This is a genomic window from Patescibacteria group bacterium (assembly GCA_041645165.1).
GTDB lineage: Bacteria > Patescibacteriota > Patescibacteriia > 2-02-FULL-49-11 > 2-02-FULL-49-11 > 2-02-FULL-49-11.
In genome coordinates, this window is record JBAZQN010000001.1 from 148,007 (window position 1) to 161,213 (window position 13,207).

Here is a 13,207-nt window from a genome sequence, read left to right on the forward strand (position 1 = left end):
GTCCGCCATTTGGCGCGATATGGCGTGTAAATTTTATAATAAGGCTAAAATAGCCCAAGAGGTTGACAAATTACAGGAATCTGGTAGTCTGTATGGTTCTTTACCCCGTTACAAGAACGTTATGGTTCTAAGACCTTAAATGAACGGCAATTCAGCCCGAAGGGGGATTCGGGTGAATACTGTAGAGGCCTTAAGCCAATTGTAACGGGGTTTACCGGATAACCGCATATTTATGCCATCGATTACCCAATTCGTGTATAAACACTGGGGAGGCATCGTCATTTTAAGCCTCATTGGCGCAGTTGCCGCGCTTGGGCTTAGCCTTCAGCAAACGCCCCTTTATGCCTCGTCTGCGCGCATTCTCGTGACGCAGAAGCAAACCAGCGGCATGGACGCCTACACTGCCGCGCGAGGATCCGAAAAACTCGCGCAGAATCTGACCACAATCATCGGCACCGCGTCATTTTTTGAACGGGTGCTTGGAGCTGGCTTTTCCATTGTGAATGATTTTCCAAAGGACGAGGCAAGCAGGCGCAAAGCGTGGGGTGCGGTCGTTAAACCGTCTGTGGTGCCCAGCAGCAGCATACTTGCCATTACGGTCTACCATAAGAATCGGGAACAGGCGGAACGCATTCTTGTAGCCATCAACACCGTGCTCATTTCGCAAGGGACAGGGTATTTGGGCACGGGCGACACCGTGAATCTGCAGATAGTCGACGCGCCGCTAACCACTACCGCGCCGGTGAAACCGAATATCCCCATGAACATGGCAGTGGGGCTCATCGCAGGATTCATCATCTCGCTCGGGTATTCATTTGTCCGGGAAGCAATCGCCCAGAGCATTACTTATCCTCTTACGCTCTCACCAAACGCGAGTGCGGAATATACGCCGCTTCCCATAGGATACCTTGCCCCTAAGAAGAGAGAGGAAGTTTTACCGCCAGCGCCTCCTGCGAACCAAGAGTTGCGGATAAATCCTTATGTGGTGGGAATACCCGAGTCAGAGCCCTATCAAGAGACTATCGAAGAAGCGTCTCAATATATTCCTGAATCTTCACCAGCAGTGCCGCCCACTGCATCTCACGTCCACAGCATGCATGACCATGTAAAAGCGCCATTCGGCGGCAAGTATTATTTCCAAAACAAGTTTTTCTATTTGTCGTAAATTGATAATATGATAGCGCACGGATTTGAGAATTTTGCGTCGGTGAGCGATCAGTGGGATCGCACGGCGCAAAAAAGCGAACGGAACATTGATAAACTCTTCGGTTCCTCTTCTTTTTTGAAGGTGTGGTATCGCACGAGTCTTCCGGCGGCGGAGCCTTACGTGTTATTCGACGACGATAGATCGCGCACTTGCGGTCTCCCGTTGGTATTATCACGGACCTCACGAGGTAAATTGCTGCTATCCGCTCCCACTACCACTGAAGACAACACCTGGTATGCGCCAGTGATCGGCGATGCGGACGAGGTATCTGGCATGCGTATTGCCGCTACTCTAGAAGAATCCAATGTTGGGGACGCTATTATACTGCAGCACGTTGACATGTCTCGCGTATTTTGGCGATCATTTATTCAGTATTTTCGATCAAGAAAATACGCCCTCGTGGTTTATCCCACTATACGAATAGGCAACATTAGCTTGGGCGAACAATGGGACGTATATTACCACAGTTTAAGAAGTGATCTTAAGCGATCATTGCGTAGAAAGGAGCAATATCTCACTAGCGAATTTGGGCCTCTTACGGTTTCTGTGGCCGAACGGAAAGAAGAGATAATCAATGCGTGTTATGAGGGTTTTGCCATTGAAACTATGGGATGGAAAGGATATGCGCACAGCGCCGTGTTGCAACAAGATCGCACGAAGCAGTATTTTTTTGATTTGGCTAAAACGGCGGCAGAGAAAGGTTCGATTGTCTTGGTTTCTCTCATCTGCGGCGGGTTCCCGGTGTCGTTTCATTTTATGCTCCGACAAGGAAATGAAGCGTATTTTTTTAAAACGATGTATGACGAAAAATTCAGTTGCTATAGTGTGGGGCAGTTAGGTGTGTTGAAAACACTGGAATTACTTCACCGGCGTGGAGTCAGAACATTGAATTTCTTCGGGCCGTACGTGCCCTGGCATGACCGCTGGAAGCCGTCATTCGTTACCCAGTATTCTAAAGTTGTCATTTCGAGGAGCGTCAACCGCACGTTTGCCGTGCTGCCGTATCGCGCGTACGCGATTATCAAGAAATCCACCTTCGCGTTTCGTTTGTTTGCGCAGATGCGAAAATTATATAATATCATGAAAATTTTGCGGGATACTTTCAAGGTGCTGGTACAACATTTACGATAGGCAAATTCTTCTAATAGCAGACCCCATAATTTCCATATCGCTGGTGGATAAGTCCTGATGGATGGGGAGTACTAAGTGCTCGCGAAGAATTTTTTTAATAAATGGGGAAGAATCGCCAATTTCATAGGATCGGTGGTCGGGCCAGAAGACGCTTGTTTCAATACCTTGTTGGCGCAGTTTCGCGTTGATTTCATTGCATTTGCAACCTAGTATCATGAGATCGAGCGGGACCGTGTGAGCAGGCAGTGAAGAAAAAGCAATCGTAAGACCAGGAACCCCCTTAATGGACGCGGCGAGCGCGGTATAGTTTTCCCTGTGACGGTGTTTTATGTCTTCATAATCGAAGCGCGGAAGAAGATATTTTGATATCGCGGACATTCCCCAATCGGTTTTTGTCGCGTCAAATTCAAACCTTCCGCATTCAGTATTTTTGATACCGATAGTTTTAAGAAACGCATTGAGGAGAGGGACGGCTCTTGTCCATGTCCAGGAGCCAAAAAGCGCAAAGGCACGGCTATTTTTGCTCGCTGCCATGCGTTTTAGGGAGAGCGCAGCCATTTGGCGCGCCGTGGAGTAATGCGATGGACGGCGTTGACGGGTTGCGGGAAATGGGAGGTCTGGGTTATTCACCACCATCAATCCGCCGTGCGGGATGGGCACCGTTTTTCTTGGACAGAAAATTGCCGCGTCGCCTTTTGAGCCGAGCGGTTCGCCGTCTTCGTCGGCGCTTAAGAAACCTATCGCCACATCTTCGAACAAGTAAAGTCCGTTATTTTTGCAGACGTTGAGCGCGTCCCGCGTCAGTTGCGGGAAACCGAGGTAATGCGTCAGGTATAATATTTTTGTACGCGGCGATAATTTTGCTCGAACATCATTGAAATTCGGTGTAAAGTTTTCGTGCAGGTCATAAATGACAGGCACGAGGCCAGATGCGATTACCGCATCCACTTCAATGCCGCTGGTGAAGGCGGGCATGAGTACTTCATCTCCAGTTTTTAGGCCAAATATTTGAAGCGCTTCCCAGATGCCGTTACGGGCGAAGTAATAATACCGCACGCGTTTTTGGTTCAGCGGAAAGGGCAGCAAGGAGGACGGTTGTGCCGGTTGTCTAAAATATGCAGGATGTAATGTGGGGAAAAGAGGAATCATACGTTATGGGGAATAATCTAATAAAAAAGTTTACACGCAGATTAACGCAGATAACCGACCGCCATACGTTCGTACTATTATCTTGAGGTACAGGGCGTATACGGTCGGACGCGGATTTACTAGATATTATTTAAATTTCGTTCACGATGAACATATTTTTTCCATATATGTATTATGTCGTCAAGTATTCCCGAGACACGAACTTTGAACATCCATAATGGTTCATCAAATATCACGATACGCGGAATCTCGTAAGGGTCGTCGTGGCAGGATGCAGTGCGTTCTTCGATGGTGCAGGCAGCACGGAATCCAGCGGCCCGGAGGATCTCTCTGGTCAGGGTAGTAAAATCTTCTGATTTACCAAAAGGGTAGGCGAATAAATCGATCGGCGCTTGGATCTGTCGCTCAAGCTCTTGTTTTGATTTAAGTATTTCTTGCGCTGCTTTATGTTCGTCCAGCTTCGAAAGACGTGGGTGATCGTGCGTGTGCGCTCCAATTGCGGCCCAGGGTGATTGTTTCAGGATTTGCACATCGCCGCTGGTAATGGCGGGCGCCGCGGTGCAGCCGTGTGAATACAGAATTGTTCCATAATCGATGAAGCCCGTAGAAATAAAGAAGGTGGCCGGGATGCGCAAATTTGCAAGTATGGACAGGACATTTTGAGCCCAATCTTTTGTTCCGTCATCGAATGTCACCACTGCTGCACGCGCGGGAAACGGACGTTGATCTTGTATCGCTGTCGCAATTTTCGCAAGGGTAACGATTTGAAAATTTGTTGATAAGTATTCCATCTGACGTGTGTATGTCTCGAGTGAAATATCAAGATGTGCATCGGTTGGCTGGGTAGGGATGCGGTGATAGCAGATGATCCTTGCTCGTTGCGGAGTGAGTTTGGCATAAAGCCAGGAGACACCGGAATAGTAGACGCCAGCGAAGATAATAACGCGTAATATATTTTTTAATTCAGTCCGCAGCGCCGTGGCAGATAAGACGTGCACGCTTTGGGAGGCAAACTTTTTTGCCAGCCGCATAAAGTGAACAAGAATTTTGATTTTTTTAAGAATATTTTTGCACTTGGAGAGAGTTCGGATGTAATAAATATAGAGCGGCGAATCCGGTGCTGCTATAAATTCAAAGTTTTTTGTATCACTCTCCGCAAAACGGCGTTTATACGCCTCATCTCCTCGACCGAAATCATATATCGCAAACTCTCCGGATTGATAGAAAGAATTAATGATGGCGCGCATAAGTAAGAGCGACGGCGAGTAGATGTGGTAGGTAGGATCAAACGTTGTGAGGTACAATGACATCCTCATGGCAGTCGCGAAGTGCCACTGGATTGCGATTATCTCTTTATTCAATTGTAACGTAGCGCAGCGCACAATATCTGAGTTCGAGAACGCGTCAATGAGCGCATGCCAGAAACGGCGCAGGAGAGGATTCTGCATGGGTGAGGAAAAGGATGTTTGCCGGCAGCGTTTAGCCTGTAGTTCGCAAAAGAGATCAAAGAGCCAATGTTTTTCGGCATCGCCGTGATTAAGTGTAATTTTAATGTCTCCCAGTTTTTGCAGTTTCTTCATCTCTTGGTTCAAGTGTTTTTTTGAGAGCTGTCTGATTTTTTGTGCTGTATTCTCTAGTGTCGGCTGCGGGATGAACAATTGGAGATTCGTAGATCCTATGTGCTGGCGGACAAAAGCCGGATGGCTTCGTATTTTATGCAAAAAAACGGAATTTTCTGGCAGTTCTTTAATCCGTACCATATCCCATTCAAATCGTGAATTTGCGATATAATTGCATATTAAGTCAAGCGCGTTCACACTTTCAGCAAGATGAGGAACATCTGCTATATCATTAAGCGGAGTTCCAATAAAAGAGAGCGTGCGCCGGATTTTGGGTAGCCAGCGTTGCGTGACTATCATGCCCGGGAAAAGCGCGCAAATATCATTTTTGTCGTTGACGGCCAGAAGCACAAATAATTTTTTGTCATTTCCGAAATGTTCCCACCAGGTTTTTATCCAGCGAAACGTTTGGAATGCGCTGCCGGCGTTGCTTTGTACTACGCAATGATTCCAAGCGTCCTGCATTTGAGGTGTTATTGCGGAAAGATCAGTGATGCGCATGATGCGATAGCCATTTTGTGATGTGGAGTTTGCGAACACTGATGGAGCGGCTGGCGCGTGTTTCAGTTGGATGGTGTCCCATAGTCTGAGCCGGAGCTTTTGAAAACTGATCAAAGATGACAAAAAATGCCGCAAAGAAGAAGGAATGACACTTGCCATTAACATGACGAGACGGTTGAGACACCCCAATACATAATGGGGATAGTGCGCACGATACCGGATTATCACTTTGAGTGTTTCCCGAAGCAATTGTTTTCGTTTCACAATGCTGACATTATTTCCATGCAAACGAAAGTAACAGAAAGTTGCCGGCAATATGCATAATTTTCCAAGCAATCCCAGTCTCAACCAGAATTCATAGTCTTCCGTATAGGCGAGAGATTCATCGTACCCGCCTGCCTTTAGGGCATGAGCGCGGCGATAACAAACGGTGCTGTGAGGGATGATATTTTCAATCAGGAGTCGTTCGCGTATTCGTCTGTCGTCGTGCCACGGCACAGCACACCTGCGGACGATGCGCTGTGCCGTCTCATTGATCTCGGCCGCATGTCCAGCGACAAGGACTATCTCAGGATCACGATCGAGGATATTAATTTGGCATAAAAGTTTTTCCTTATCATTCCACATATCGTCTCCGTCAAGGATGGCAATATATTCACCTTGGGCGAGCGAAAGTCCATGGTTCAAATTTCGCGCTCTTCCAAGGCGCGTTTGATTTCGGACATAACTGATCCGGAGATCGTTTGCGGCAAGATCTTCTGCTACTGTTTCTGTGTTATCCGTTGAAGCATCATCGAGCACAATCGTTTCCCAATCGGGAAAGGATTGATCTTGGACGCTTCGTATCGCGTCAGCGAGAAACTGTCCTAAATTGCACGTTCTGATAATAATACTCACTTTTGGTTCCATAGGTTATGCTGAGATACTAAGTTGATTAAGTAATCGTTGAGCTTCGTGTTTTTTCGCGTGTATCATGCCTGTCGTGCCGCCCATAAGCGCCCATAATAGCCAGTTTACTGGCGTGCTTCTTAAAATATTATCAGAGATGCTCATGATCAGGAAGGCGGTAATGGTAGCAGCAACTACTATGTATATTTTTTTATCCAGCAGAAAACGCGCCGTGCGGACTCCTTGTATGCACTGTATGAGATTGGCGATGAAGAAGAGGAAATAACTCGCGGCGCCCAGGTATCCGGTTTCCAGCGCCAGGCGGAGATAGTCGTTATGCGCTTCGGTGCCGATGTCAGTGAGATAGCTTACCGTGCTCTCGCGCACCTGTGCATACATGGCCGGGCCATAGCCGAAGATCGGCATGCCGTGCAATTTTACTGATACTTCTTTCCAAGAGCGCAGGCGCCACATAAAGGAATCAGTTTCATCAGAAGGTGGGTGTAGCCGCTGGATGACTTGGCTGCGAGTCATGTCATAACCAGTAGCGGCGAAGATCATGTCGGAGATATGGGGGAAAGCGAAAACGGTAAAGGCGATTAATGCTATTATAATTATTGTTTTCTTTACATGAAAGCAGAGAAAATAAGCGAGAAGAATAATGGCGATGCCAATCCAGGCGCCTCGCGTGTAAGTAAGAAGCAGCAATATCCCCAGCGTGGCAAGGATGAGGGGATAAGGAAGACACGAAAGCCGGGACATTAATTTTTTATCAGATGGCGAGATGAGCGGATTTTGTCGTGATGCCAGGAAACTCAGGATCACCCAAGAGGAAATGGCAATGACGAGGGCGAAAGCAAACGAATTAGGGTGCACGTACGTACCCATAAGACGGTTCTGGATATCAACAGAAAGTCCGGTGCCGCGCGCGAGTTGTACGAGTCCTGCCGTAGCTGGTATGATAATGGCAGATGCGAGGACGCTGATGAGCGCGGTGTAACGCGGCATCGTTTTACAGAAATCGTAGGCAATTATAAAAATGCAGACGAGATTTACGAATTTAATAAGATCTTGCGCGCTTTTTACCGGATCGAGGGAAGTAAACACGCTCGCGGTGCATATAAGGATAAAAATTGCAGGGAAGGCGAGATCGCGAGTCAGGAGAATTGGCCGGAATTGAAAAAAATACCACATACTCCATCCGATAAAAAATAGTCCGATGAGGCCGGCAAGATTAATGGTCATCCCTCCCAGACTGATCAAAGGCACATCGCTCATCACATCGGCGATATTGCGCAGGATGAGAAGCGCGAGGAAGGCATGATGGGGATATCGGAAAAGGAGAGGGGATATGCTCAAGAATAAAAGCATGATAACGTATGGCATAATTGCGGGTGTGCGCAGGATAAAAAACGCTGTCGCAATTATGATTGCGGCGCAGAGAGGCAGAAAGATACTTAGTGTTTCTTTATTCATCGTTATCAGGTTAAATTGATTATTATAGAAGCCATTTATTAAAGCGTAAATTTTAAGTTTTGTCAAGATGCGTATACTCCAAGTAAACAAATTTTATTTCGAACAAGGAGGGGCAGAACGCTACATGTTCGCGCTTTCATCCCTGCTTGAAACGCATGGACACGATGTCATTCCTTTTGCTATGGCTTCAGGAAGAGATAAGCAATATCCACTTAATAGATATTTTGTTTCTAAAATTATTACGGAACGACCACAAGGGGGGTGGGAAGGATTGCGCACCGTTGGGCGGGTATTGTGGTCGAGAGAAGCGGCAACAAAGCTTGATGCGTTGCTTACGCACTATCCTATTGACATTGCGCATCTGCATAATATTTATCATCAGATTTCTCCTTCTATATTGCCGGTTTTAAAAAAACATGGTATACCGATTGTCATGACACTCCATGATTTTCATCTTGTATCACCGGCGTATAACTTATATGCACATGGGGGATATTGCGAACATGCAAAAGGCAGCCGTTTTTTTAATTCCTTCATCCATCGTTGCGTGAAATCCTCTTACTTCGCCAGCGCAGTATGCGCGTTTGAGCTGTGGATTCATCATACCTTAAGGTTATATGAACGGTATGTGGATGCCTTTATTGTACCCAGTGAATTTATGGCGCGTACACTGCAAGAGTGGGGATTTCAGCCAAGGCGCCTTGAGGTTATTCCGAATTTTATTGACGCTAAAGAGTTTTTACCTACGCAGGACATCGGGGATGCTATGCTCTATGTAGGCAGGTTGTCGGAAGAAAAAGGTATACATATATTGCTCGAGTCAGTGAAACAGTTGCCAGATGTGTCATTCATTATTGCCGGAAGCGGTCCCTTGGAGCGCCTCGTGCGCGACTGTGCCGCAAATTGCCTGAATCTTCGTTTTCTGGGGCAGGTCCCGCACTGTGAGCTTGCCCGATTATATGTTCAAGCGAGGGCGGTAATAGTGCCTTCACTCGCGTGTGAAGTTTTCCCCATGGTGATTCTTGAAGCAGGAGCAGCTGGGAGGCCAGTCATCGCATTCGATAAAGGAGGTATCAATGAGATTATTGAGGATGGTTATAATGGCAAATTGATATCGAACGAGCATGATAATGAGATGTTATTGTGTGCCATAAAGGAGATGGAGGAGAATATGGCACATTGCTTGCAGCTAGGCATAAATGCGAGGACTAAAATTAATAATCTTTTTAATACTAAATTTCATATTAATAAAATTATTAAACTCTATTCTTCATTATTATAGTATTGATACTATGAACTTTCATTCTCGTTTTGTCTTATATAATTTAGAAAAAAAGCTGTCTGATCAGTTACGTACTATCTCATCTGAGGGTCGTGAACAAATGTATGCAAAAGTATATCGCGGTTTTTTTGACATGGCGAAACAAATTGAAGGATGGGAGGGAGATGCAGAGATAAAGGAAAATGCAGCTAAAGAATTACAAAAATTAAATCTATTGAGACACCTTGTGCATCCAAACACAACATTCATTGAATTTGGTGCGGGTGATTGTGCACTCGCATTGGCGGTAGCTCGATTTGCAGGATATGTTTATGCCACTGAGACGACCAATATGCTACCCAATAATGTAGCTCTTCCTTCAAATTTTGAGCTCATACTTGTGCCATTACAAGAAAATTTATTAAAACGGGAGAGTATGGATCTCGCATACAGCAATCAATTCATTGAGCACCTTCATCCTGATGATGCAAAGGAGCATATAAAAAAGGTATATTTATTGTTGCGTATGGGCGGGAGATATCTTTGCATGACCCCCAATAAACTGACAGGGCCTCATGATATTTCTCGATACTTTACATCGACGCCAACCGGATTTCATTTAAAAGAATATTCATTTAAAGAGCTTATAAAATTATTTAGAGATAACGGATTCAGTGAACTAATTACCTACATAGGAGGAAAGGGATATTATATGCGTTGTAATATCAATGTAGTACTTTTTATTGAGCGATTGTTTAGTAAGTTGCCGTTAAAGATACGTCAGAATTTTCCATTAGGGGGAGTTCTTAATGTAAGGATTATGGGAGTTAAGTAATAAATAGTGTTTTAATATGCGGATCGGCATTGATGCTTCGCAATTAGTAAAGTGGCAAAAAACCGGAATTGAGTGGTATAGCTATCATGTAGTCAAAGAAATGCGGCATGTGGTTCCGCCGGAACATCGCGTCCGTCTGTATGCGCCTTGTGCCCTTCCTCAGAAATTTTTACCGCTTCCTTCCTATTGGGAGTTAAAGATATTGCGCTGGCCTCTTCCTTGGGGCTGGACTCAACTTCGCCTTGCATGGGAGCTTATACGCAATGCGCCCGATATTTATTTTACCCCGGGTTACATTATTCCTCTACTTTTGAAGGAGAAAGCCGCGGTGAGCATCCATGACGTGGCATTCAGGAATTACCCGTCTGCGTACCGCCATCCTCGCCTAAATGAACTTATCCACCGTTGGAACGCAAAACGTGCGCAGATAATTATAGTGCCTTCAGACGCGACCAAGAAAGCGGTGGTCAACGCATATCATATTGATTCGGAGAAGATTCATGTTATACCTCACGGATATGATCATACGATTTATCATCAATACGGGAAGGCGGAAATACAAAAAACGTTTAATCGTTACCGCCTTACCGATCCCTATGTAATTACCGTGGGAAGAGTGGAAGAAAAAAAGAATATAATAAGTGTTCTAGCCGCAGTTGAAGAGGCAAGGAAGCGGTCGGAATTAAAAAATCTCATATTGGTATTAGTGGGCAGTCCTGGATTTGGATATGAGGAGATACAGCGTTGGATCAAAGATCACCATGCGCAAGACTGGGTGCGCGAATTAGGCTGGCTGCCATCGGAAGATGTCGCGGTTTTGATGAATGGCGCCTTGAGCCTCCTCGCATTAAGTTGCGAGGAAGGGTTCGGGTTGACTGTGCTTGAAGCGCTCGCGTGCGGCACGACTGTACTTGCGTCCGATATCCCGGCTCATCGGGAAGTGGGAGCAGAGTTCGTCACTTATGTGGATCGTATGAATATATCGGCTATTTCACAAGCGATTACCAAAATTAATAATACGCCGGAAAAAAAGAGACAGAAAATGGAGTATGCTTCTCAGTTTACCTGGCGGCATGCTGCGCAAAGCATATATGAAAAATTAGTGTTGATATATGAAATATAGAGTTATTATCACATTTTTGTCCATCATTCTATTTTCAATTGTTTATATTTCTGCCGCACATGCGAGCAGTTTCCCTCGTTTGGCAAATTATTATCTAACGGGAGGAGGTATTACGGAACAGGAAGCGCAAGAACTAACGAAATGGGATGTGGTCATTATGGGAATGGAAGTACCCGAAATTTCGCCGGCGGCGTTTGCGCTTATAAAAAAAAATAATCCCGACGTCAAATTGTTGGTGTATGTGGACAGTATAATGCGTGGCACGGCCCCGGTGCAGTGGCGAAGCTCTTTTCATGAGTATCATTACAATAATGCAAAAAGTGAGTGGCTTTTGCAATCTCCACAGGGCGAGAGCATGACATTCTGGCCAGGGACAGAGATAATGAATCCCACCGATTATGCGCCTTTGGCGCAGGGGAAACGTTGGAATGATTTTTTGCCAGCATTTGCTGCTCAGGTTTATCAGAAACAAGGAGTTTGGGACGGCATTTTTTTTGACGACGCGATGTCGGACATTTCCTGGCTGAATAACGGGAATATCGACATTACTAATGACGGCGTCAAAGACGCGCCGGAATTTATTGATAAGGCGTGGCGAACAGGTATGCGAAGCATTTATCAAAAAACGCGCGCCAATTTGGGCGATAATATAATTATTATCACTAATTCAAGTTATGAATATAGCGAACAGTTGAACGGCCGGATGTTTGAGACAGTGCTAACGCATGGGTGGAAGTGGGATGAGCAAATCAAAGCCATCGAGGATGCGGGAAGTTCAGGCGGTTACCTGCCGCGCTATATCGTGGTGAACGCCAATACTGACAACACAGGCAATCGGGAAGATTGGCGCAAATTTCGTTTCGCCTTCACATCGACATTACTGACTGACGCTTATTTCAGCTACGACTACGGCGACAAATGGCACGAACAAATCTGGTGGTATGATGAATATAATGTAAATTTAGGTAATGCGAGGAGCAACGCATATGCAGTAACTAACAAAGAAAGGACATTGTTAGGCGTATGGCGTCGGGATTTTGAAAAGGGGATTGCTTTGGTGAATATTACAGGAGTTGCACAAACGGTAATCGTAGGCAGCAATTTTAAAAAGATAAACGGCACGCAGGATAAGAGCGTAAATAACGGACAGCGCGTCTCGCAAATTACGATGGGTGCATACGATGGTATTGTTTTAGAGAGAGTGAATCAAGAATCTGTGCCACAGAATATGACTGTATCGCAAGGATTCGTTGCAGGCAGTAACGCGGAGTTATGGGATATGACAACAGGTAAATCGGTAGGTATTATGGTTTTGAATTTACAATCAATTCCTAAGGGTACGTTTGGTTTAATAAACGATTTAGACAGTGACGGTATCGATGAGACCATTATTTGGAAAAATGGAGCATTAACCCTCTACCGGAATGGACAAAAAATGTGGCTCATGTACCCATATGACAAACGTTGGCGAGGCAGTGTAAGTCTTGCATCAGGAGATGTGGACGGTGACGGTATGCGTGAAATTGTGCTTGCCGCGGGCTTTGGCGGCGGCCCTCATGTAAGGATTGTTGATGTAATGGGAAAGTTAAGAGGGCCGGGATTCTTTGCGGGAAACAAAAATAGCAGGACCGGCACCTTTGTAGATGTGAATGATATCAATGGAGACGGGGTAGATGAAATTATTGCTGGCACGGGACGCGGTGAAGAGCCATGGGTGAGGATATTTGACGCAAAGGGGACATTGCTGAATTCCTTTCTTGCGTATGAGCGCAATAATCAGCAGGGAGTATCTGTGGTTGCAAGTGATGTTAATAATGATAAGGTAAGCGAGATATTTACGATTAATGCGAATCATGTTAAAGTGTATGCCTCCACAGGTATATTGTTGGATCAATTTACCCTTTCAAACCAAGGGAAAAATAATAAAAGGGTAGTTATTGTTCAGGATGCTCTACATAAGAGACTTGCTACGTATTGAAATAATAAGGACAATTTATCTAAAAAAAGGCGCAGAATA

Annotated in this window: 9 protein-coding genes; 6 read left to right on the plus strand and 3 right to left on the minus strand. The window is 45.4% G+C overall.

All coding sequences use genetic code 11. The features are described from left to right. The first annotated feature begins 232 nt into the window (after positions 1–232). Together WC659_00720 and WC659_00725 are read left to right on the plus strand one after the other, a co-directional pair. Positions 233–1,165, plus strand: a complete 933-nt coding sequence (locus WC659_00720) for a GNVR domain-containing protein (protein MFA4872445.1) — start codon at positions 233–235, stop codon at positions 1,163–1,165. A gap of 9 nt (positions 1,166–1,174) precedes the next feature. Then, the gene (locus tag WC659_00725) at positions 1,175–2,338 is read left to right on the plus strand and encodes a GNAT family N-acetyltransferase (protein ID MFA4872446.1); all 1,164 of its coding nucleotides are present in this window, start codon (positions 1,175–1,177) and stop codon (positions 2,336–2,338) included. Here the strand turns inward: WC659_00725 and WC659_00730 are convergent. From WC659_00730 to WC659_00740, 3 genes are all read right to left on the minus strand, one after another. Further along, entirely contained in the window at positions 2,330–3,487 is a 1,158-nt protein-coding gene (locus WC659_00730; GenBank protein MFA4872447.1) for a DegT/DnrJ/EryC1/StrS family aminotransferase, read from the minus strand. The genes WC659_00725 and WC659_00730 overlap by 9 nt on opposite strands. A 119-nt stretch (positions 3,488–3,606) precedes the next feature. Then, on the minus strand, positions 3,607–6,516 hold the full coding sequence (locus WC659_00735) for a GNAT family N-acetyltransferase (protein MFA4872448.1): 2,910 nt from the start codon (positions 6,514–6,516) through the stop codon (positions 3,607–3,609). Positions 6,517–6,519: 3 nt separating this feature from the next. Then, complete coding sequence (locus WC659_00740) at positions 6,520–7,881, minus strand: O-antigen ligase family protein (GenBank protein MFA4872449.1); 1,362 nt, start codon at positions 7,879–7,881, stop codon at positions 6,520–6,522. 157 nt (positions 7,882–8,038) lie between these two features. Here WC659_00740 and WC659_00745 point away from each other — a divergent pair, with 157 nt between their 5' ends. Genes WC659_00745 through WC659_00760 form a run of 4 tightly spaced genes read left to right on the plus strand, consistent with a single transcriptional unit; the run spans position 8,039 to position 13,168 of the window. Next, entirely contained in the window at positions 8,039–9,253 is a 1,215-nt protein-coding gene (locus tag WC659_00745; protein MFA4872450.1) for a glycosyltransferase, read from the plus strand. Positions 9,254–9,263: 10 nt separating this feature from the next. Continuing rightward, on the plus strand, positions 9,264–10,067 hold the full coding sequence (locus WC659_00750) for a class I SAM-dependent methyltransferase (GenBank protein MFA4872451.1): 804 nt from the start codon (positions 9,264–9,266) through the stop codon (positions 10,065–10,067). A gap of 16 nt (positions 10,068–10,083) precedes the next feature. Next, positions 10,084–11,190 (plus strand): glycosyltransferase family 1 protein, encoded by a 1,107-nt coding sequence (locus tag WC659_00755; protein MFA4872452.1) that lies wholly within the window; start codon positions 10,084–10,086, stop codon positions 11,188–11,190. After that, a complete protein-coding gene (locus WC659_00760; protein ID MFA4872453.1) occupies positions 11,180–13,168 on the plus strand; it encodes a putative glycoside hydrolase in 1,989 nt (662 codons plus the stop codon). The genes WC659_00755 and WC659_00760 overlap by 11 nt, the downstream gene beginning before the upstream one ends. Positions 13,169–13,207 lie beyond the last annotated feature (39 nt).

Excerpts from the sequence above, each read along its gene's own strand:
- WC659_00720 (MFA4872445.1), top strand. The coding sequence starts at position 233 with ATGCCATCGATTACCCAATTCGTGTATAAACACTGGGGAGGCATCGTC.
- WC659_00725 (MFA4872446.1), top strand. The coding sequence starts at position 1,175 with ATGATAGCGCACGGATTTGAGAATTTTGCGTCGGTGAGCGATCAGTGG.
- WC659_00730 (MFA4872447.1), bottom strand. The coding sequence starts at position 3,487 with ATGATTCCTCTTTTCCCCACATTACATCCTGCATATTTTAGACAACCG.
- WC659_00735 (MFA4872448.1), bottom strand. The coding sequence starts at position 6,516 with ATGGAACCAAAAGTGAGTATTATTATCAGAACGTGCAATTTAGGACAG.
- WC659_00740 (MFA4872449.1), bottom strand. The coding sequence starts at position 7,881 with ATGCCATACGTTATCATGCTTTTATTCTTGAGCATATCCCCTCTCCTT.
- WC659_00745 (MFA4872450.1), top strand. The coding sequence starts at position 8,039 with ATGCGTATACTCCAAGTAAACAAATTTTATTTCGAACAAGGAGGGGCA.
- WC659_00750 (MFA4872451.1), top strand. The coding sequence starts at position 9,264 with ATGAACTTTCATTCTCGTTTTGTCTTATATAATTTAGAAAAAAAGCTG.
- WC659_00755 (MFA4872452.1), top strand. The coding sequence starts at position 10,084 with ATGCGGATCGGCATTGATGCTTCGCAATTAGTAAAGTGGCAAAAAACC.
- WC659_00760 (MFA4872453.1), top strand. The coding sequence starts at position 11,180 with ATGAAATATAGAGTTATTATCACATTTTTGTCCATCATTCTATTTTCA.